Annotated in this window: 19 protein-coding genes; 13 read left to right on the forward strand and 6 right to left on the reverse strand. The window is 70.8% G+C overall.

From position 1 onward, the window contains the following. Nucleotides 1-81: 81 nt before the first annotated feature. A complete protein-coding gene (locus POF73_RS18070) occupies nucleotides 82-1464 on the reverse strand; it encodes an FAD-binding oxidoreductase (RefSeq protein WP_272116431.1) in 1383 nt (460 codons plus the stop codon). Between the two features lie 67 nt (nucleotides 1465-1531). After that, nucleotides 1532-3334, reverse strand: coding sequence for a glycoside hydrolase family 15 protein (locus tag POF73_RS18075; RefSeq protein ID WP_272116709.1), 1803 nt, complete (start codon nucleotides 3332-3334; stop codon nucleotides 1532-1534). Nucleotides 3335-3830: 496 nt separating this feature from the next. Here POF73_RS18075 and POF73_RS18080 point away from each other — a divergent pair, with 496 nt between their 5' ends. The 13 genes from POF73_RS18080 (at nucleotide 3831) to POF73_RS18140 (ending at nucleotide 18329) form a co-directional block, all read left to right on the forward strand. Next, nucleotides 3831-5498, forward strand: a complete 1668-nt coding sequence (locus POF73_RS18080; RefSeq protein WP_272116711.1) for a CTP synthase — start codon at nucleotides 3831-3833, stop codon at nucleotides 5496-5498. A gap of 98 nt (nucleotides 5499-5596) precedes the next feature. Continuing rightward, nucleotides 5597-6223: an NUDIX domain-containing protein gene (locus tag POF73_RS18085; RefSeq protein WP_272116433.1), complete on the forward strand. Its 627-nt coding sequence runs from the start codon at nucleotides 5597-5599 to the stop codon at nucleotides 6221-6223. Nucleotides 6224-6393: 170 nt separating this feature from the next. Beyond that, a complete protein-coding gene (locus POF73_RS18090; RefSeq protein ID WP_272116436.1) occupies nucleotides 6394-8481 on the forward strand; it encodes a tetratricopeptide repeat protein in 2088 nt (695 codons plus the stop codon). A 135-nt stretch (nucleotides 8482-8616) separates the two neighbouring features. Next, nucleotides 8617-9741, forward strand: coding sequence for an alanine dehydrogenase (gene ald, locus POF73_RS18095; RefSeq protein ID WP_272116438.1), 1125 nt, complete (start codon nucleotides 8617-8619; stop codon nucleotides 9739-9741). A gap of 399 nt (nucleotides 9742-10140) precedes the next feature. Beyond that, complete coding sequence (locus POF73_RS18100) at nucleotides 10141-11277, forward strand: ParA family protein (protein WP_272116440.1); 1137 nt, start codon at nucleotides 10141-10143, stop codon at nucleotides 11275-11277. Next, on the forward strand, nucleotides 11262-11894 hold the full coding sequence (locus POF73_RS18105; protein ID WP_272116442.1) for a hypothetical protein: 633 nt from the start codon (nucleotides 11262-11264) through the stop codon (nucleotides 11892-11894). Before POF73_RS18100 ends, POF73_RS18105 begins: the two co-directional genes overlap by 16 nt. Nucleotides 11895-11912: 18 nt before the next feature. Then, entirely contained in the window at nucleotides 11913-13067 is a 1155-nt protein-coding gene (locus POF73_RS18110; protein WP_272116444.1) for a segregation and condensation protein A, read from the forward strand. Continuing rightward, nucleotides 13064-13708: an SMC-Scp complex subunit ScpB gene (gene scpB / locus POF73_RS18115; RefSeq protein WP_272116447.1), complete on the forward strand. Its 645-nt coding sequence runs from the start codon at nucleotides 13064-13066 to the stop codon at nucleotides 13706-13708. The genes POF73_RS18110 and scpB overlap by 4 nt, the downstream gene beginning before the upstream one ends. Nucleotides 13709-13719: 11 nt before the next feature. Next, nucleotides 13720-14847 (forward strand): pseudouridine synthase, encoded by a 1128-nt coding sequence (locus POF73_RS18120; protein WP_272116449.1) that lies wholly within the window; start codon nucleotides 13720-13722, stop codon nucleotides 14845-14847. A gap of 238 nt (nucleotides 14848-15085) precedes the next feature. Beyond that, nucleotides 15086-15643 carry a maleylpyruvate isomerase family mycothiol-dependent enzyme gene (locus tag POF73_RS18125; RefSeq protein ID WP_272116452.1) on the forward strand — a complete coding sequence of 186 codons (558 nt, stop codon included), beginning with the start codon at nucleotides 15086-15088 and terminating at the stop codon, nucleotides 15641-15643. A gap of 176 nt (nucleotides 15644-15819) precedes the next feature. Next, nucleotides 15820-16557: an NUDIX hydrolase gene (locus POF73_RS18130; RefSeq protein WP_272116454.1), complete on the forward strand. Its 738-nt coding sequence runs from the start codon at nucleotides 15820-15822 to the stop codon at nucleotides 16555-16557. Next, a complete protein-coding gene (locus POF73_RS18135) occupies nucleotides 16554-17576 on the forward strand; it encodes an ADP-ribosylglycohydrolase family protein (protein WP_272116456.1) in 1023 nt (340 codons plus the stop codon). Before POF73_RS18130 ends, POF73_RS18135 begins: the two co-directional genes overlap by 4 nt. A gap of 3 nt (nucleotides 17577-17579) precedes the next feature. Further along, complete coding sequence (locus POF73_RS18140; RefSeq protein ID WP_272116458.1) at nucleotides 17580-18329, forward strand: nucleotidyltransferase domain-containing protein; 750 nt, start codon at nucleotides 17580-17582, stop codon at nucleotides 18327-18329. On the opposite strand, the gene POF73_RS18145 is transcribed toward POF73_RS18140, so the two are convergent. The 4 genes from POF73_RS18145 to POF73_RS18160 all read right to left on the reverse strand — a co-directional run bounded on the left by POF73_RS18145 (nucleotide 18255) and on the right by POF73_RS18160 (nucleotide 20796). Beyond that, nucleotides 18255-19007 carry a nucleotidyltransferase domain-containing protein gene (locus tag POF73_RS18145; protein ID WP_272116460.1) on the reverse strand — a complete coding sequence of 251 codons (753 nt, stop codon included), beginning with the start codon at nucleotides 19005-19007 and terminating at the stop codon, nucleotides 18255-18257. The genes POF73_RS18140 and POF73_RS18145 overlap by 75 nt on opposite strands. Before the next feature lie 22 nt (nucleotides 19008-19029). Next, complete coding sequence (locus POF73_RS18150; protein WP_272116462.1) at nucleotides 19030-19434, reverse strand: Rieske (2Fe-2S) protein; 405 nt, start codon at nucleotides 19432-19434, stop codon at nucleotides 19030-19032. Then, complete coding sequence (locus POF73_RS18155; protein ID WP_272116464.1) at nucleotides 19431-20015, reverse strand: DUF6529 family protein; 585 nt, start codon at nucleotides 20013-20015, stop codon at nucleotides 19431-19433. The genes POF73_RS18150 and POF73_RS18155 overlap by 4 nt, the downstream gene beginning before the upstream one ends. A 106-nt stretch (nucleotides 20016-20121) precedes the next feature. Continuing rightward, entirely contained in the window at nucleotides 20122-20796 is a 675-nt protein-coding gene (locus POF73_RS18160) for a hypothetical protein (RefSeq protein ID WP_272116466.1), read from the reverse strand. Between the last annotated feature and the right edge of the window lie 86 nt (nucleotides 20797-20882).

A 20882-nucleotide genomic window follows, 5' to 3' on the forward strand; every position in this document is an offset into this window, starting at 1 on the left:
GCCGTGTCGCGGCCCATGACGTCCTGCGCCGTCAGGTGGGCTGAAGCCCTGAGCCGTCAGGCCGGCTGAAGTCCAGGACCGTCAGGCGGGCCTGATGTTGTGGTTGAAGCGGAAGACGTTGTCCGGGTCGTACCGCCGCTTCAGATCCGCCAGCCGCCGGGTGTTCTCGGCGCCCAGACCGGCCACCACGCGTTCCGCGCCCTCGTCGCCGATGAAGTTCAGATAGACCGCGCCGGTGCTCCACGGCCGGACGTCGGTGCGGACGTCACGGACCCACCGGACACACCGCTCGTCGTCCGCCGGGTCCTCCCACATGCCGTAGGGATGGACCGCCCACAGCGCGTCCCGGTAGGGCACCGGGAACTCGCGCGGCCCGGCGGCTATCGCGCCGCCCTGCGGGATGAGGACGTGCTGGGTGCCCGTCGGCACGGGCATGGACCGCCCGGCCGCGCAGTAGACGTCGACGAAGTCGTCAGGCGCGCCCGTCAGATACTCCGCCGACCAGTAGTGCCGCATCCCGGGCGGATCGTCGATCATGCACTGCACATCGGCGTACGGCATCGCGCCCACGATCTCCGCCTCGTGCGGCAGCGCCAGCAGCGGCTCGGCGTACTTGCGCATGTCCTGCTCGGTACCGGCGTACGTCAGGAGCACGCCGCACACCAGGTTGCCGACCAGGGGCGGCGGGACGAACTCCTCGGGCGGGCCGGTGAAGTGCAGGACGCCGCCGCCCACCTCGTCGGGGCCGGACTCGATCACGGCACGGAAGGTGCGGACGGCCTCCGGCGCGAACTCCGGCCGGTACAGCAGCATCGCGATGGCGAAGTCGGGCAGCTCGTGCAGCTTCAGGGTGATCGCGGTGGCGACGCCGAAGTTGCCGCCGCCCCCGTGCAGGGCCCAGAACAGGTCCGGGTTCTCGTCCGGGTTGGCATGAACCCGGCTGCCGTCGGCGGTGACCAGCTCCACACCGAGTAGATTGTCCACGGCGAGCCCGCACCAGCGGTCAAGCCAGCCCGTACCGCCGCCAAGGACGAAACCGCCGACCCCGGTGGTGGAAGCCCGGCCGCCGGTCGTGGCGAGGCCGTGCGGCTGGCAGGCGCGGTCCAGGTCGCTCATCGTGGCGCCGCCCGCGACCCGCACCGCCTCGGCCGCGGGATCGACGGCGACGGCGCGCATATGGCGCAGGTCGACGACCAGACCGTTGTCGTTCAGCGCCATGCCCGCCACACTGTGCCCGCCGCCGCGCACCGCGATGTTGAGGTCCAGCTCCCTGCCGAACCGCACCGCCCGCACGACGTCGTCCTCGTCCACGCACTGGGCGATGACCGCGGGCCTGCGGTCGATCATCGTGTTGAAGACGGCCCGGGCCTCGTCGTAGCCCGGATCCCCCGGGGCGAACACGTCGCCGACCAGATCCTCGCGCAGCGCGGTGAGGGCCGCGCCCGCCTTCGATGGGGAGGCCATGGGGCGCCCCCTTCCGTACAGGGGCTGATGGATCCCAGCGTAGGCAGGCTTCGGCCGACGGTCCTGTTCAGCCGCCGTACGCCCCGGACGCCGTCAGGCGCAGTGCCGTGTCGATCAGCGGAACGTGGCTGAAGGCCTGCGGGAAGTTGCCGACCTGGCGCTGGTGGACCGGGTCCCACTCCTCGGCCAGCAGTCCGAGGTCGTTGCGCAGCGACAGCAGCTTCTCGAACAGCTTGCGGGCCTCGTCGACGCGGCCGATCATCGCCAGGTCGTCCGCCATCCAGAACGAGCAGGCCAGGAAGGCACCCTCGTCGCCGGGCAGGCCGTCGACGCCCTCGTGCTCGCCCTGCGTCGGGTAGCGCAGGATGAAGCCGTCCGGGGTGGACAGCTCGCGCTGGATCGCCTCGATGGTGCCGATGACGCGCTTGTCGTCCGGCGGCAGGAAGCCCATCTGCGGGATCAACAGCAGGGAGGCGTCCAGTTCCTTCGAGCCGTACGACTGCGTGAAGGTGTTGCGCTCCTTGTCGTAGCCCTTCTCACACACGTCCCGGTGGATGTCGTCGCGCAGCTCGCGCCAGCGCTCCAGCGGGCCGTCCGCGTCGCCGGACTCGATGAGCTTGATGGTGCGGTCGACGGCGACCCAGGCCATCACCTTGGAGTGCACGAAGTGGCGGCGCGGGCCGCGCACCTCCCAGATGCCCTCGTCCGGCTCGTCCCAGTGGTCCTCCAGGTAGCGGATCAGCTTGAGCTGGAGCAGCGAGGCGTAGTCGTTGCGGGCCAGGCCCGTCATGTGCGCCAGGTGCAGGGCCTCGGTGACCTCGCCGTACACGTCCAGCTGGAGCTGGTGCGCGGCGCCGTTGCCGACCCGCACCGGCGCGGAGCTCTCGTAGCCGGGCAGCCAGTCCAGCTCGGCCTCGCCCAGCTCGCGCTCGCCGGCGATGCCGTACATGATCTGGAGGTTCTCCGGGTCGCCCGCGACCGCCCTGAGCAGCCACTCGCGCCAGGCGCGGGCCTCCTCGCGGTAGCCGGTGCGCAGCAGCGAGGACAGGGTGATGGCCGCGTCGCGCAGCCAGGTGTAGCGGTAGTCCCAGTTGCGGACGCCGCCGATGTCCTCGGGCAGGGAGGTCGTCGGGGCCGCGACGATGCCGCCGGTCGGGGCGTAGGTCAGGGCCTTGAGGGTGATCAGCGAGCGGATGACCGCCTCGCGGTAGGGGCCGTGGTACGTACAGTGCTCGACCCACTCGCGCCAGAAGTCCTCCGTCGCCTCCAGCGACTGCTCCGGCTCGGGCAGCGCCGGCGGCTGCTTGTGCGAGGGCTCCCAGGAGATCGTGAACGCGATCCGCTCACCCGGGGCGACCGTGAAGTCCGAGTACGTCGTCAGCGACTTGCCGTAGGTCTCGGCCTCCGTGTCGAACCACACCGAGTCCGGGCCCGCCACGGCGACCGTACGGCCCTCGTGCTTGTGCACCCAGGGCACCACCCGGCCGTACGAGAAGCGCATCCTGAGCGTCGAGCGCATCGGCACCCGGCCCGAGACGCCCTCGACGATGCGGATCAGCTGGGGCGCGCCGTCACGCGGGGGCATGAAGTCGATCACCCGGACCGTGCCGCGTGGCGTGTCCCACTCGGACTCCAGGATCAGGGAGTCGCCGCGGTAGCTGCGCCGGGCCGCGGTGGGCGGCGGGGCGTCGGAGGCGTGGGCGGGGCCGAGCCGCCAGAAGCCGTGTTCCTCCGTGCCCAGCAGACCGGCGAAGATGGCATGCGAGTCGAAGCGGGGCAGGCACAGCCAGTCCACTGTGCCGTCCCGACAGACCAGTGCAGCGGTCTGCATGTCTCCGATGAGTGCGTAGTCTTCGATGCGCCCGGCCACGTGCAACTCCAGTCGAACGGCCACGTCACCCCCTGTGTGGAAAGGGGGCTCTCGCTTAGTGCGGTCAAGGGGTGGTTGTAAAGCGTCGTTGAGCCGTGAAGCAAAGCAGTCGTCTCGGCCGTGAGGCAAAACGACAGTCTCTTCTCAACAATCTCTGCTCAACGAACTGACGAGCTCTCGTTGTTCCGGTGGTTACGGGCGAGGGGTGGTGCCGTGTTGCCGGCCGGGCTCGGCAGCGAATGTCCGAGCAGGATACGACGCACGTAGATGATCTGCGTGCCGGTCCGGGCAACCCGGGTCGGCCGAACGGGTGAGCAATGGGTGACCGATGCGCGGGAAATCGGTGAAGCGTGCGGATCCGTGTCGGCTCATGTGCGGAGCGTGGCCGGAAGCCATCGGTCCCTGTCGCTGATACCCTGGTAGCCCGTGGACCGGTGGGCGTACAGACCCCCGAACCGCACTTCAAGATCGCGACCACGGGAGCCCCCTCTTGGCCATGCCGCCCGCTGCTTTTCGAACCAACGCAGCCACGACGACCAAGCACATCTTCGTCACCGGGGGTGTCGCCTCCTCGCTCGGCAAGGGCCTGACGGCCTCCAGCCTCGGCATGCTGCTCAAGGCGCGGGGTCTGCGCGTCGTGATGCAGAAGCTCGACCCCTACCTCAATGTCGACCCTGGCACGATGAACCCCTTCCAGCACGGCGAGGTGTTCGTCACCAACGACGGCGCCGAGACCGACCTGGACATCGGCCACTACGAGCGGTTCCTCGACCGTGACCTGGACGGCTCGGCGAACGTCACCACCGGCCAGGTGTACAACACCGTGATCGCCAAGGAGCGGCGCGGCGAGTACCTCGGCGACACCGTGCAGGTCATCCCGCACATCACCAACGAGATCAAGCACCGCATCCGCCGCATGGCGACGGACGAGGTCGACGTCGTGATCACGGAGGTCGGCGGCACGGTCGGTGACATCGAGTCGCTGCCGTTCCTGGAGACCGTCCGCCAGGTCCGTCACGAGGTCGGTCGTGACAACGTCTTCGTCGTCCACATCTCGCTCCTGCCGTACATCGGCCCCTCGGGAGAGCTGAAGACGAAGCCGACCCAGCACTCGGTTGCGGCGCTGCGCAACATCGGTATCCAGCCAGACGCGATCGTGCTGCGCTGTGACCGCGAGGTGCCCACCGCGATCAAGCGCAAGATCTCGCTGATGTGCGATGTCGACGAGGCCGCCGTGGTCGCCTGCCCGGACGCCCGCTCGATCTACGACATCCCGAAGACCGTGCACGGCGAGGGCCTGGACGCCTACGTCGTCCGCAAGCTGGACCTGCCGTTCCGCGATGTCGACTGGACGACCTGGGACGACCTGCTCGACCGCGTCCACAACCCCGACCACGAGATCACCCTCGCGCTGGTCGGCAAGTACATCGACCTGCCCGACGCCTACCTCTCGGTGACCGAGGCGCTGCGCGCGGGCGGCTTCGCCAACAAGGCCCGCGTGAAGATCAAGTGGGTCACCTCCGACGACTGCAAGACCCCGGCCGGCGCCAAGCAGCAGCTCGCCGACGTGGACGGCATCTGCATCCCGGGCGGCTTCGGCGACCGCGGTGTGCTCGGCAAGGTCGGCGCGATCAAGTACGCCCGTGAGAACAAGATCCCGCTGCTCGGCCTGTGCCTGGGCCTGCAGTGCATCGTGATCGAGGCGGCCCGCAACCTCGCCGACATCTCGGACGCCAACTCCACCGAGTTCGACCCGGCGACCTCCCACCCGGTCATCTCCACCATGGCCGAGCAGCTGGACATCGTCGCCGGTGAGGGTGACATGGGCGGCACCATGCGGCTCGGCATGTACCCGGCCAAGCTGGCCGAGGGCTCCATCGTGCGCGAGGTGTACGACGGCAAGGAGTACGTCGAGGAGCGCCACCGTCACCGGTACGAGGTCAACAACGCCTACCGCGCGGAGCTGGAGAAGAAGGCGGGCATCCTGTTCTCCGGCACGTCGCCCGACGGCAAGCTCGTCGAGTACGTGGAGTACCCGCGCGAGGTCCACCCTTACCTGGTGGCCACCCAGGCCCACCCCGAGCTGCGCTCGCGCCCGACGCGCCCGCACGCGCTGTTCGCGGGCCTCGTGAAGGCCGCGGTCGAGCGCAAGAATTCGAAGTAACACGAGAGTTGTACGGTGACCGGGGTGCAAACCTTCAAAGGTTGGCGCCCCGGTTTTCGTTTGGCGGGTTCTTTTTGCAGCGTGTGGAAGGGCAGGGCATGACGATCAAGGACACCCCGGAGGAGTGGGAGATCCGCGCGACGAAGACCCCGTTCGTGGGCAACAAGACCTCCGTCCGCACGGACGACGTGGTCATGCCCGACGGCTCGGTGGTGGGGCGCGACTACCAGGTCCACCCCGGCTCGGTGGCCGTCCTCGCCCTCGACGACGAGGACCGTGTCCTGCTCATCAGGCAGTACCGCCACCCGGTGCGGCACAAGCTCTGGGAGATCCCGGCCGGGCTGCTCGACATCCCCGGTGAGAACCCGCTGCACGCCGCCCAGCGCGAGCTGTACGAGGAGGCCCACGTCAAGGCGGAGGACTGGCGGGTGCTGACCGACGTCTACACCACCCCCGGCGGCTGCGACGAGGCCGTACGGGTCTTCCTCGCCCGCAGCCTGTCCGAGGCCGAGGGCGAGCGCTTCGAGGTGGAGGACGAGGAGGCCGACATGGAGCACGCGCGCGTGCCCGTCGACGAACTCGTCCGGGGAGTGCTCGCTGGCGAGCTGCACAACAACTGCCTCGTCGTGGGCGTGCTGTCGCTGGTCGCCGCGCGCAGCGGCGACGGACTCGACGCGCTCCGCCCGGCGGGGGCACCCTGGCCGGCGCGCCCCTTCGAGTCCTGAACGGGTACATCCACCCGTCAGTGTGAAGATCGGCTGATCCGGTCGGGGGATGTCCTCGTCGTGCCCGCCGTGCTCCGCACGGAACGTAGCAGAGCGTGAACTAGGCTCTGAACACGCCCGAACCGGAGTCCCGGCGGGCTTGCGCGTGTGGTGGGACGGGAGCGTGGCCCGTGACGGATCAGGTGGTGGACACAGGCGGCGTACAGGTGTCGGCACACGCGTCCGGCGAGAACCAATTCCTGGGCCGCACCCGCGAGTTGAAGGAGCTCCGCGCCGACATCGAGCGCGCGGGCCTGGACACCATCTCCGGCCGCAAGGCGCCACGCGCGCGCGTACTGCTCATCGCCGGGCGCCCCGGCTCGGGCCGCACCGCGCTCGCCGAGGAACTGGTACGGCAGGTGGCGGACCGTTACGCCGACGGCGTGCTGCGGGCCCGCCTGAGCGAGCCCGACGGCACCCCCGTCCCCGTCGAGCGCGCCGCCCGCGAACTGCTCGGCGCCCTGGACCGGCCGATCCCGCCCGGTGCCGCCGAGGACGACCTCACGGCGGCCCTGCGCAAGGCCCTCGCCGGGCGCCGGGCACTGCTCCTGCTGCACGACGCGGCCGAGGCCGAGCAGGTCGACGCCCTGCTGCCGGACGCCCCGGAGTGCCTGGTCGTCGCCGTCTCCGGCGGACCGCTGACCGGGATCTCCGACGTACGGCCCTGCACTCTCGGCGGCCTGGACACGAAGTCGGGCGTGGAGCTGCTGTCCCGGCAGGCCGGCTCGGTCCGCATCACCGTCGACCCGAGGGCCGCCGAGGGACTGGTCGAGGTGTGCCAGGGACAGCCCGCCGCGCTGGTGCTGGCGGGTGGCTGGCTCGCCGCCCGGCCCAAGGCGGCCGTCGCCGACCTCGCCAAGCAGCTGCGCGCCGAGGGTGAGGAGGGCACGGCGCTGAGCCGGGTCTTCCGCCTCGTCTACGCGTCCCTGTCCACCCCGGCCGCCCGGATGCTGCGCCTGCTCTCCCTCGCCCCGGGCATCCTCGTCGACCCGCACACCGCCTCCGCGCTGGCCGGCTCCTCGGTCGACAGCGCCCGCACCACCCTGGACGCCCTCGCCGCCCACGGCCTGCTGCACGCCGTCGACTCGCCGCTGCCGCAGTACGAGGTGCCGGCCTGTCTGCATCCGTACCTCAAGACCCTCACCGAGACCCAGGACCGTCCCGCCGAGCTGCAGCTCGCCCGCGCCCGCATGCTGGAGCGGTGCGTGCGGCTGCTGCAGTCCTGCCGGGCGATCACCGAGACCGACACCCCCGAGACCCGCCAGAAGCTCCTCGGCATGCCCCAGGCGCTGCGCTTCCCCAACCCGCGCGCGGCCGCCGACTGGCTGAACATCCGCAGGCCGGCCCTGCTGGCCTCGGCCCGGGCCGCGGTCGCCGACGGGGAGCTCGACACGGTCGCCCGGCGCCTGATGTCCCAGCTGGTCAAGGCGCTGGTCGCGCACGTCGGCACCCAGGCGGCCGCCGACGACCTGTATGCCGTACACGGCCTGGTCCTCGACGTGGCCGAGCGCCGGAACCTGCCCCGCGAGAAGGCCGCGGCCCTGCTGAACCTCGGTGACGTCGACGCCCGGACCGGCCGTACGCAGGCGGCGCTGGTGCGCTACCGGGCCGCTCTGGACGCCGGACGGCAGGCGAACGACCCGTACGCGACCGGCCGCGCGATGGAATCCGTAGGCGGCGCCCATCTGGAGCTTGGGGACTACGACCGGGCCGCCGACTGGTTCGGCCGGGCGCTGGCCCAGCGGCTGGCCCGCGACGAGCGCGCGGACGCCGCCCGGCTGTACGGCCGTATCGGCGCCGCCCACACCTTCGCGGGCCGGTACGGCGAGGCGTTGCGGCACTGGCGGGCCGCGGTCGCCGGGCACCGCAAGAACGGCGACCTCGCCGCTCACGCCCGCGCGTTGAGCGAGCTGGCGCGGGTCCAGGAGTACGCGGGGCGGCCCGAGGAGTCGCTGCGCACCTGCCGGGAGGCGGTGGAGTGGGCGCGGCGCGCCGAGGACCCACGGCTGCACGCGGCGCTGTACATGCGGCTCGCCGACACCCTGGACCACCTGGGCGATCCCGCGGCTGCGCAGCTGCACCGGGGCGCCGCCCGGCGGATGCTGGGGGAGGAGCCCGAGGAGGCAGATGCGCAGGTGCCGGGGCCCGAGCAAGATGCATTCGAGCCGGAGAACGACCGTAACGCCTGCGAAATCCGTAGTACATCCGCTGAAGATTGATGCATTGAAAGGCTAGACAGCGGGAACACCTTCATTAGACTGGCTCTGCCGCACCTTCTCCTGCGGTGTATCCCGGTGCGTCCTGCATGCCTGGGTATGTCTTGTAATGCCCCCACACCCTCTGAGCCAAGGACCGTGATCGACGTGAAGGTCGGCATCCCCCGCGAGGTCAAGAACAACGAGTTCCGGGTGGCCATCACCCCCGCCGGTGTGCACGAGCTGGTGCGCCATGGCCACCAGGTCGTCATCGAGCGCGGCGCCGGTGTCGGCTCGTCGATCCCGGACGAGGAGTACGTCGCCGCAGGCGCGCAGATCCTCGGCACCGCCGACGAGGTGTGGGCCACCGCCGACCTGCTGCTGAAGGTCAAGGAGCCCATCGCCGAGGAGTACCACCGCCTGCGCAAGGACCAGACGCTCTTCACCTACCTGCACCTGGCCGCCTCCAAGGAGTGCACGGACGCCCTCATCGAGTCCGGCACCACGGCGATCGCCTACGAGACCGTCGAGCTGCCGAGCCGCGCCCTGCCGCTGCTCGCCCCGATGTCCGAGGTCGCGGGCCGCCTGGCCCCGCAGGTCGGCGCCTACCACCTGATGCGCGCCAACGGCGGCCGCGGTGTGCTGCCGGGCGGTGTCCCGGGCGTGCTGGCCGGCCGGGCCGTCGTCATCGGCGGTGGCGTCTCCGGCTGGAACGCCGCGCAGATCGCCATCGGCATGGGCTTCCACGTGACCCTGCTCGACAAGGACATCAACAAGCTCAAGGAGGCGGACAAGGTCTTCGGCACGAAGATCCAGACCGTCGTCTCCAACGCCTTCGAGCTGGAGAAGGCCTGCCTGGAGGCCGACCTCGTCATCGGCGCCGTCCTGATCCCGGGCGCCAAGGCCCCGAAGCTGGTCACCAACGAGCTCGTCTCCCGGATGAAGGCGGGAAGTGTCCTTGTCGACATCGCGATCGACCAGGGCGGCTGCTTCGAGGACTCGCGTCCCACCACGCACGCCGAGCCGACCTTCCCGGTCCACAACTCGGTCTTCTACTGCGTCGCCAACATGCCCGGCGCGGTGCCCAACACCTCCACCTACGCGCTCACCAACGCCACGCTGCCCTACATCGTCGAGCTCGCGAACAAGGGCTGGGTCGAGGCGCTGCGCCGTGACCCGGCGCTGGCCAAGGGCCTCAACACGCATGACGGCAAGGTGGTTTACCGGGAGGTCGCCGAGGCGCACGGCCTGGAGCACGTGGAGCTCGAAACGCTGCTCGGCTGAGTCGATCGGCTAAGTCACTTTCTGGTAAAGGCGATACGTCAACACAAGTCGTCAACCGCACACACCCGGCCGGACCTTGCCCGAAAAGGTCCGGCCGGATGTGTGTATGGTCACTTTGCGACTCTCGGTCAACTCGCCTCGAACGCAACGCTTCGACCGATTCGCACACCGGTGAAACCTGCCGTGCGACGGCCGTACGCCCTTGACAGCGGGATGTTTCATTGTCGACACATCTGCCCGGTCCGGCGGATTGTGTTGCTGCGGACCGCCGACACGCCATAGAGTCGCCAGCTGTCGGCATGGTGCCACGCTGACCTGTCTAGAAGTTTCCTGGTCACCAAGGAGGTAAGACGACTTGTGAATGAGTCGACATTTTCTCCCGGGGGTGGTCAACCAGGAATGCCTGTACGGGGCCAGGGTCCCGCGGGATTCGAGGCTGTCGGCTCCGTCGCTGTCCGAACCTTCGCAGCCCAGCAGAGCCAGACCAGCCCCCGCACGGCTCTGTCAGCAAACCAGAGCATGGATGGCCATCACGTGAACGCCATGGCCGGCGACGGAAGTGGCGCGCCCCACAACCCACTCGCCGACTACGACGAACTGCCCGAAGGGCACTTCTACGACCCCGACGCGGAGTACGAGCCCGACCCCGAGTACGCGGCCACGCTCGCGCCCGACGCTGCCCGGCAGCGCCGTGAGCGCATCGGCCCGACCGGGCGTCCGCTGCCGTACTTCCCGATCCCGGGTCCGCTGACCGACCACGGTCCCGCGAAGATCATCGCGATGTGCAACCAGAAGGGTGGCGTCGGCAAGACGACGTCGACCATCAACCTGGGTGCCGCGCTCGCGGAGTACGGGCGCCGGGTCCTGCTCGTCGACTTCGATCCGCAGGGCGCGCTGTCGGTCGGTCTCGGCGTCAATCCGATGGAGCTCGACCTCACCGTCTACAACCTGCTCATGGAGCGGGGTATGTCGGCGGACGAGGTGCTCCTGAAGACGGCGGTCCCCAACATGGACCTGCTGCCGAGCAACATCGACCTGTCGGCCGCCGAGGTCCAGCTCGTCTCCGAGGTCGCGCGCGAGTCCACGCTCCAGCGTGCCCTGAAGCCGCTGCTGCCCGACTACGACTTCATCGTGATCGACTGTCAGCCCTCGCTCGGCCTGCTCACGGTCAACGCGCTGACGGCCGCCCACAAGGTGATCGTGCCGCTGGAGTGCGAGTTCTTCGCGCTGCGTGGTGTGGCGCTGCTGACCGAGACCATCGAGAAGGTCCAGGAGCGGCTCAACCCGGAGCTGGAGCTCGACGGGATCCTGGCCACGATGTACGACTCGCGCACCGTGCACAGCCGTGAGGTGCTCGCGCGCGTCGTCGAGGCCTTCGACGACCACGTCTACCACACGGTCATCGGGCGCACGGTCCGCTTCCCGGAGACCACGGTCGCCGGTGAGCCCATCACCACGTACGCCTCCAACTCCGTCGGCGCCGCCGCCTATCGCCAGCTCGCCAGGGAGGTGCTCGCCCGGTGTCACGCCGAGTGAGTCTGCCGGGGGCCGACGAACTGTTCCGTACGACAGGGGGTATGGCGCTCCAGCCGTCCACTCCCCGGCGCCCGGTCAACGGCGAGGCCCGGGTGCCGGCTCCCGCGGGGGAGGGCGACGCGGCCGCCGCCGCTGAGGACGCGCCGCAGTCGGTGCCCGTGCAGGGCGGCGACGGTGACGGTGCGGAGCATGTGGCCGCCGACACGGAGTCCGTCGACGCCGGGGAGTCGCGCATCCGGGCTGTCGCCGCGGAGCGTTCCGCCCGGCGTCAGGAGGCGCAGGAAGGTTCTGCCGGTTCCTCCGGTGCGAATGCCTCCGGCGGTTCCGCCCCGTCCGGTTCCGCTGCTTCTGCAGCTGCCTCCGCCGCGCCGCGCAAGCGTGGGCGGGCGGCGGCGCGGCGGCCCAGCGGGCGAGAGCGGCACGACGAGAAGATCACCGTGTACGTCTCCGCCGAGGAGCTCATGGACCTGGAGCACGCGCGTCTGGTGCTCCGGGGCGAGCACGGGCTGGCCGTGGACCGCGGGCGGATCGTCCGTGAGGCGGTGGCCGTGGTGCTCGCGGATCTGGAGAGCCGCGGCGACGCCAGCATCCTCGTACGACGGCTTCGCGGGCGGTAGCGGTAGCCTGCGGGGGCTATGACCTCGAACGACGTTCCCGCACGCGGCACCGGTACCTCCGGTGGCCGTCGGCGTGCGCTGGGGCGAGGACCGGGCGCGGCGCCCGTGGGCGTGCCGGTCGCGGTTCCCGCGGAGCCGGCGCCCGAGGTTCCCGAGATCGTGGTCCCGGAGCCAGAACCGGAGCCGGAGCCGCAGGTCGTCGTACCGGAAGCGGAGCCCGAGCCCGACGAGGCGGCCGGCTCCGGGCCCGAGGCGGCCGAGCCCGAGCCGGAACCGGCGCATGAGGCTTCCGTCGCCGAGCCCGCTGCCCAGGAGGGCGAGACCGAGGCCGGTGACGGTGGCGACAGCGGTGACGACGGTGACGACGGTGTCTTCAAGGTCCGGCTCTCCAACTTCGAGGGCCCCTTCGACCTCCTCCTCCAGCTGATCTCCAAGCACAAACTCGATGTCACCGAGGTCGCCCTGTCCAAGGTGACCGACGAGTTCATGGCGCACATCAGGGCGATGGGGCCGGACTGGGACCTGGACGAGACGACCGAGTTCCTCGTCGTCGCGGCCACCCTGCTCGACCTCAAGGCGGCCCGGCTGCTGCCCTCGGCCGAGGTGGAGGACGAGGCCGACCTCGCGTTGCTGGAGGCGCGGGACCTGTTGTTCGCGCGGTTGTTGCAGTACCGGGCGTACAAGCAGATCGCCGACATCTTCAGCCGGCGGCTCGACGACGAGGCGCGGCGCTATCCGCGGACCGTCGGGCTCGAACCGCATCATGCCGAGCTGTTGCCCGAGGTCGTCATCAGCATCGGGGCGGAAGGATTCGCCAAGCTCGCCATCAAGGCGATGCAGCCCAAACCCAAGCCGCAGGTGTACGTCGATCACATCCACGCGCCGCTGGTCAGCGTGCAGGAACAGGCCGGGATCGTGGTCGCGCGGCTGAAGGAACTCGGCGAGGCCAGCTTCCGGTCGCTCATCGAGGACACCGACGACACCCTCACCGTCGTGGCGCGCTTCCTGGCGCTGCTGGAGCTGTACCGCGAGAAGGCCGTGGCCCTCGATCAGGAGACGGCGCTCGGGGAGCTCGTCGTGCGGTGGACCGGTGGGGACGGGGAGGACGCACCCCTGGTGACCGACGAGTTCGACCGGCCGCCCGAGCAGCCGAAGGAGGAGAAGAAGGCGTGAGTGAGGAGACCACCGAGCTTCCGGCCGGGTTGCGTACCGTCGCCGACCTCGACCTCAAGCCCGCCCTGGAGGCGATGCTCATGGTCGTGGACGAGCCCGCGACCGAGGAGCACCTCGCGAAGCTCCTGGAGCGGCCCAAGCGGCAGATCGCCGGGGCCCTCAGGGAGCTCGCCGACGAGTACGTCATCCAGGGCCGCGGCTTCGAGCTGCGGTTCGTCGCGGGCGGCTGGCGGTTCTACACCCGCCCCGAGTACGCCGCGGCCGTGGAGGGCCTGGTCCTGGACGGGCAGACCGCACGCCTCACCCAGGCCGCCCTGGAGACGCTGGCCGTCGTCGCCTACCGTCAGCCGGTCAGCCGCAGCCGGGTCTCGGCCGTGCGCGGAGTGAACTGCGACGGTGTCATGCGCACCCTCCTCCAGCGCGGGCTGGTCGAGGAGGCGGGCGCGGAACCCGAAACAGGTGCGATCCTGTACAGGACGACGAACTACTTCCTGGAGCGGATGGGCCTGCGCGGTCTGGACGAGCTCCCGGAGCTCGCGCCCTTCCTCCCGGAGGCGGAGGCGATCGAGGCCGAGACCCAGGAAGGCGTGCCGTCGTTCGATCCGGACGCTCCGGATTCCGAGGACGCAGACGACAACTAGACGGAAATTTGATGCGAAGCAGCAGCGGCAGGAACAGCAGCGGAAACAACGGCGGGAGCCGTGGTGGCAACAGCGGCGGCCGCGGCGGGAGCAGCGGGGGCCGCGGTAACTACCGTGGCGCCGGTAACGCCCGCGACGACAAGCAGGGCGGCCGGCCGCGGAAGCCCCGCCCCGAGGAGCGCCGCTACGACGTGGGCCCCGGGGGGACGCAGGACGGCCCGAAGTCCGGGCGCGGTGCCTCCGCGCGCGGAGGCGCCAAGGGCGGGCCCAAGCAGGGCCAGCAGCGCGGCACCGGCCGGGGCCGCTGGGCTCCGGCGACCTCCCGCGAGTACGACGCGCGCGCCGAGGAGCGCAACCGTGAGCGCTACGCGGGCAAGAAGGACGTCAAGCTGCCCAAGACCTTCCCGGGCGCCGAGCAGGAGGGCGAGCGGCTGCAGAAGGTGCTCGCGCGGGCCGGCTACGGGTCCCGGCGGGCCTGCGAGGAGCTGGTCGACGAGGCCCGGGTCGAGGTCAACGGCGAGATCGTCACCGAGCAGGGCCTGCGCGTCGACCCCGAGAAGGACGAGATCAAGGTCGACGGGCTGACCGTCGCCACGCAGTCGTACCAGTTCTTCTCGCTGAACAAGCCCGCCGGTGTCGTCTCCACGATGGAGGACAACGAGGGCCGGCAGTGCCTCGGGGACTACGTCACCAACCGGGAGACGCGGCTCTTCCACGTGGGGCGGCTCGACACCGAGACCGAGGGCGTCATCCTGCTCACCAACCACGGTGAGCTGGCCCACCGGCTGACCCACCCCAAGTACGGCGTGAAGAAGGTCTACCTCGCGCACATCGTGGGCCCGATCCCGCGCGACCTGGGCAAGCAGCTCAAGGACGGCATCCAGCTGGAGGACGGGTACGCGCGCGCGGACCACTTCCGGGTCGTCGAGCAGACCGGCAAGAACTACCTGGTCGAGGTCACGCTGCACGAGGGGCGCAAGCACATCGTGCGCCGCATGCTCGCCGAGGCCGGCTTCCCGGTCGACAAGCTGGTGCGGGTCGCGTTCGGTCCCATCACCCTGGGCGACCAGAAGTCGGGCTGGCTGCGACGGCTGTCCAACACCGAGGTCGGCATGCTGATGAAGGAAGTCGATCTGTAAGGCGCCGTAGGCGTACGCGCGTGTGGAGGCCGGTTCCGGGTGTTGCCCGGGGCCGGCCGATTCGTTTTCGCCTCCCGGACGGTCTGTATTCATGACGATCCGTGACGGAGGGAGCGGGGATGAGGACGACCGACACGGGCGGCGAGGAGTTCGCTGCGCCCGAGAACAACCGGGAGGCCGTCCAGGCTGCCTCCCAGACGGCCCCTGAGGGGCCCCAGAGGGCCTTGTGGGGCCTGTCATGAACTCCGGGGAGTCCGGGGAGCTCCTGGAGCGTTCGCTCGCCTACGCGCTCCGCAGCGTCGCCGATGCGGACGGCGTGAGCCCGGGGCGCGGTACGCCGTGCGCGCGGTGGGACCTGAGGGAGCTGCTCGGGCACCTCGACGACTCGCTGGACGCGCTGTACGAGGGCCTGACCGGCGGGCGGATCGGGCTGATCCCGGGCGCCGCCGACCGGGCCTGTGGCTTCCGTACGCGCGCGTGCGCGGTGCTCGGTGCCTGGGCGGCCGGGCCGCCGGAGTCGGCGCTCGTGGGGGAACGGCCGCTGGACATGCGGGTGATGGCCGCCGTGGGGGCCGTCGAGATCGCCGTGCACGGGTGGGACGTCGCCCAGTCCTGCGGGCGGCCGCGGCCGATACCGGGTGCGCTCGCGGCCGAGCTGCTGCCCGTCGCGCGGTGCGTGGTCGCGGAGGCGGACCGGGGCGTGCGGTTCGGCGCGCCGGTCGCCGTGTCGGCGGGGGCGGGCCCTGAGGAGCGGCTGCTGGCCTTTCTGGGGCGGCGCGGTCCGATGGCGGGGTGACGGGTTCGTCGGCGGACGGCAGGGCTTCTCGGCGCGGTGGCACGGTTCCTCGGCGCGGTGACACGGTTCCCGGCGGGGTGGCGTGGATTTGCCTTCCGTTGGGTTGTGCAACCCGTCCGGCCTCTTTATAGTCGGAGTGACTAATAGTCATGCTGACTATAAAAGAGGTGAGCGGTATGCCGGGACCCACCGTGCCCGAGGGCTACGACAAGCACGCCCACGAGCCCTTCGCCGTCACCGCCGACCTCGCGGTCCTCACCATTCGCGACGGCGTCCTGCAGGTGCTGCTCGTCGAGCGCGGGCAGGAGCCGTACAAGGGCCACTGGGCGCTGCCCGGCGGTTTCGTGCAGCCGGACGAGTCGGCGGAGACGGCGGCCCGGCGTGAACTCGCCGAGGAGACCGGCCTGTCGGACGTCTCGGGTCTGCATCTGGAGCAGCTGCGGACCTACAGCGAGCCCGACCGCGACCCCCGGATGCGGGTCGTGACGGTCGCCTTCGCCGCGCTGCTGCCGCACCCGCCCGAACCGCACGGCGGCAGTGACGCGGCGCAGGCCCGCTGGGTGCCGTACGGCAAGGCGGGGCCGCTCGCCTTCGACCACGACCGGATCCTGGCCGACGCCCACGACCGCGTCGGCGCCAAGCTGGAGTACTCCAGTCTGGCCGCGGCCTTCTGCCCGCCCGAGTTCACGCTCGGCGAGCTGCAGCACGTGTACGAGGTGGTGTGGGGCACCGTCCTCGACCGGCCCAACTTCCGCCGCAAGGTGCTCGCCACGCAGGGCTTCGTCGAGCCCGTGCCCGGCGCCGCCCGGCTCACCGGCGGCCGCGGCAAACCGGCCGCGCTGTACCGCGCGGGCACCGCGACCGCCCTCCACCCGCCCCTGCTTCGGCCGACCCCGGAAGGACGCCCCGCATGACCATGACCACCGTTCGCAAGCGCGCCGCCACCGGCTCCCTGCTCGGCCTCGCCCTCGGGGACGCGCTCGGCTTCCCGACCGAGTTCAACGACGTGCCGTCGATCCTCGCCAAGTGCGGTCCCTGGCGCGAGATGGAGCTGCCGACGCCGGCGATCGTCACCGACGACACACAGATGACGCTGGCGTTGGGGAAGGGGCTGCGCACGGCGATGGACCGGGGCCTGCTCGCGCCGAAGCGGCTGGAACGGCCGGTGCGCGAGGAGTTCGTCGACTGGTACCAGTCACCGGAGAACAACCGCGCGCCGGGCCGGACCTGCCTGGTCGCCTGCAATCTGCTGAAGGACGAGCGCAGGCTCTGGCAGGACGCCAGCCAGATCGGCTCCAAGGGCTGCGGCGCCAACATGCGCGTCGCACCGATCGGGCTCGCCCCCGGCCTCAGCGACGAACAGCGCGCGGGCGCCGCCCAGTTGCAGTCCGCCCTCACCCACGGGCATCCGACGGCGCTCGCCGCGTCCGACCTGACCGCACACGCCGTACGCCTGCTCGCGCAGGGCACCGAGCCGGCCGGACTGGTCGGGCTGCTGCGGGCGTACGCCCGGGAGAACCGCGCCCGCTACCACGAGCGCTGGCTCGGCGACCTGTGGACCCGCAGCCAGGACCCCACGCCCGAGCACTTCATCGCGCGCGGCTGGGACGAGTGCCTTCAGATCCTGGACCGCCTCCAGGACGCCGTGCACACGGCCTCGCCCGAGACCGACCCGTGCCTGGCCACCGGCGCGGGCTGGATCGCCGAAGAGGCCCTGGCCACCGGCCTGTTGTGTTTCCTGTGGTTCGCCGACGAGCCCCTGACCGCCCTGCGCCGGGCCGCCTGCACCTCCGGCGACTCGGACTCGATCGCATGCCTGACGGGCGCCTTCGCGGGCGCCTGGCTGGGGGACGAAGCCTGGCCGACCGAGTGGGCGGACCGGATCGAGTACGGGGGCGACCTGATGACCCTCGGAGCGCTCTGGGACGCTTGACGGATGATCGAGGCCCTGGACATCGACCTCGCACCCGTGGTCGCCGAGCAGCCCGACCCGGTGCTGTTCGCGACCGTCTCCGGCGCGCACCTGTACGGCTTCCCGTCCCGTGACTCCGACGTGGACCTGCGGGGCGTGCACCTGCTCCCGACCGCCGACCTCGTCGGGCTGCGGGAGCCGGACGAGACGCGGTCCCGGATGTGGGTGCGGGACGGCGTCGAGATGGACCTGGTGACGCACGACCTGCGCAAGTTCGTACGGCTGATGCTGCGCCGCAACGGCTACGTCCTGGAGCAGCTGCTCTCGCCGCTCGTCGTGCACACCACCGACTCCCACCGGGAGCTGGCCGACCTCGCGCCCGGCGTGCTCACCGGCCACCACGCCCATCATTATCGAGGGTTCGCGCAGACGCAGTGGCGGCTGTTCGAGAAGACCGGGGAGCTCAAGCCGCTGCTGTACACCTTCCGGGTGCTGCTCACCGGCATCCACCTGATGCGCAGCGGTGAGGTGCAGCCGCATCTGCCCACGCTGATCGGGGAGGTCGACGCCCCCGCCTATGTGCCGGAGCTGATCACCGCCAAGGCGGAGCAGGAGCACGGAGCCGCCGACGTCGACCACGCGCGCGTGGCGGCCGACGTGGAGCGGCTGCACGCCGTGCTGGACGAGGCGCAGGCGGCCTCAGTGCTGCCCGACGCCCCGAGCGTCCACGGCGCCCTGCACGCCTTCGTCGTACGGATCCGGCTGGAGAGCTGAGGCGCGGCGGACGCGGATCAGGAAGTCCTCCACGCGGCGGCGGTCGGGTTCCGGCGGGAGCGGGCTGTGCCGGGCGGCCTCCTCCGCCGCGCTCGCCAGGTGGGTCATCCGGGACTCGACCTCCGGCCAGGGGACCTCGCCGCGCTTGACCGCGAGGAGTGACTCGCGCCCCTCGCCCACGTCGATCGTCAGACGGCCGGTGCGCAGCAGGTCGCGGGCACTGGTCAGCAGGCGCAGCAGGTGCATCGCGTGCTTCCAGCGTGGGGCGCCGTGGTTGCGGACGTCGGCCTCCAGCTTCCTGCGCTGGCCCAGGGCGTAGCGCGCGAACGTCTCGTGGGCCTGGCGGGAGAGGAACGCCTCGCGCAGGGCGAGGAGTTCGCGGCCGGTGTCGTCGACGTACTCCACCAGGGGGGAGTGCAGGCACTCCAGGATGTTCGGGTTGGCGCGCAGCGCCAGCTCGCAGAAGCGCTCCAGCTCCCAGCTGAACTGCTCCTGAAGTGGGCCCTCGACATGTGTCGGCGGTTTCTCGAAACGCCAGAAGAGCGGGGCCGGAGCCACGAACACGCCCCGGCGGTCGGTGTCGCTGGCGTCCGTCGCCAGACCGAAGGCGCGCGAACCCATCACGCAGGCGTAGATCGTGTGGTCGCGGACCAGGCTCTCCGGGGTCTCGGGGTGCATGGCCCGGAGCGTACGTGGCGGATCAGGCGAGGAGGATCGAATTTCCGTCCACCGTGATCTTCTTCTCGGGCAGCGGCTTCGTCGCCGGGGGATGGGCCACCGAGCCGTCCGTGATGTTGAACTTGCTGCCGTGGCAGGTGCAGTTGATGGTGCCGTCCGCCACGCCGGCCACCGGGCACTGCTGGTGCGTGCAGATGTTTGAGAAGGCCTTGAACTCGCCGTCCTGCGGCTGCGTCACGACCACCTTCTCGTCCTTGAAGATCTTGCCGCCGCCGACCGGGATGTCGCTGGTCTTGGCGAGTTCCTGGCCGGAGGAGGCCTCCACGGACGAGGAGCCGCTGTCGTCGCCGTATTCGCCACAGCCCACGGCGAGCGCCGCCGCGCCCGTCGCGAGGAGGATCGTGCGCCGCGTCGGGCGGTTGGTCATGTCGTCACTCCGAAAGTGCGGAAGAACCAGAGGGCCGAGGTCAGCCAGATGATCGTGAGAGCGGTGAAGACCAGTCCGCCGACGATCGGCAGGAGCCAGCCGGGAAGTCGCTCCGAGCGGAGCAACAGCATCTTTGCACTGAAGGCACCGAAGAAGAAACAACCCAGGAGGGAGTGCCACAAAACGCGCGTTTCGTACGTCTGGTAGCCCAGGGCGTACAGGCAGTGCACAGCCACGGGTACGGCGACGAGGAACGCCGCGCGGCCCGACCAGCGGTGCAGCACCGCCGACCAGCTCGGGCCCGGCAGCTTGCCGTACACCATCAGCGCCGAGACGAGCTGCACGAGCGCGAGGAAGATCGCGGTCGTCGCCAGCCATGACTTCACCGCGCCCGTGCTGCTGAACCCGGCGAGGTTGAAGGCGGTGCCCGCCGGGTCGTGGAGCTTGCCGTAGACCCCCAGGCCCAGCGCGACCGCGCAGGCGACCAGCGCCGGGAGCAGATAGCGGGCCGCGCCCGGGCGGCGGTGGCCGGGCTGCGGGGGCGGGAAGTCCTGGGTGACGGCGTTCGGGTCGACGGTCATGATCGACTCCCGTGAAGGATGGGATCGTGAGGGGCGTCGTCGAGCGGGACGACGAGGGACGTCAAGGGACGTCAGGTCAGGTCGGGTCAGGTCAGGTAGAGGCAGGTCAGGGGGCGGCCGGGCGGGCCGTGAGCCCCTGGCCGTCGACCGTTACGGCGCCGGTCTCCGGGTCGATCTCCGGGGCCGCCGAGGGCTCACCGTCGCGGGTGAGGACGCCGACCTGCCGGCCGTCCGGCAGCACGATCCAGCCGCCGTCGACCTTGGCGCCGCGCACCGTGGCGGTGGCCCGGTACAGGCCCGACGGCTTCTTCGTCCGGTCGGCCGTGAAGGCGTAGTGCCCGCCGTCGATGTCGACCGTGCCGCGGATCCGCTTGCCCTCCTTGAGGGTGCCGTTCAGGACGGAACCGTCCTTGCCGGTGAGCCGCATGGTCCCGTCGTCGTTCACGTCGCCCTTGAGCCAGGACTCCTTGTCGCGGCCGTCGCAGAAGTACGCGATCGCCCTGCCGTCGCGCAGGGTGACGGCCACGGCGGACGAGTCGTCGTCGGTACGGCCGGCGTACCCGGCGTCCGGGACGGGGGTCTTCGACGGTGACGGCGACGGGGCCGGCCGTGCGGGTGTCGGTGACGGGGGCGCCGCGGGCGACTGTTTCGTGGTGTCCGGCGTGCGGTCCGCGGACGAGGAGGACGCGTTCTTCGTCCCCGTCGTCGCGTTGAGCGACAGCATGAACACGCCGACCAACAGTCCCGCGAGAAGGGTGAGCAAGGGTCCGGGACGCTTCATGAGGCCTCCCCCGAGGCGAGCTTGCTGCCCATGAGAGCGGAGCCGTGGCCCGGCGTCCAGAGGCGTACGGGGGCGTTCGCGGTCCG

This window comes from Streptomyces sp. HD, assembly GCF_028369295.1.
GTDB lineage: Bacteria > Actinomycetota > Actinomycetes > Streptomycetales > Streptomycetaceae > Streptomyces.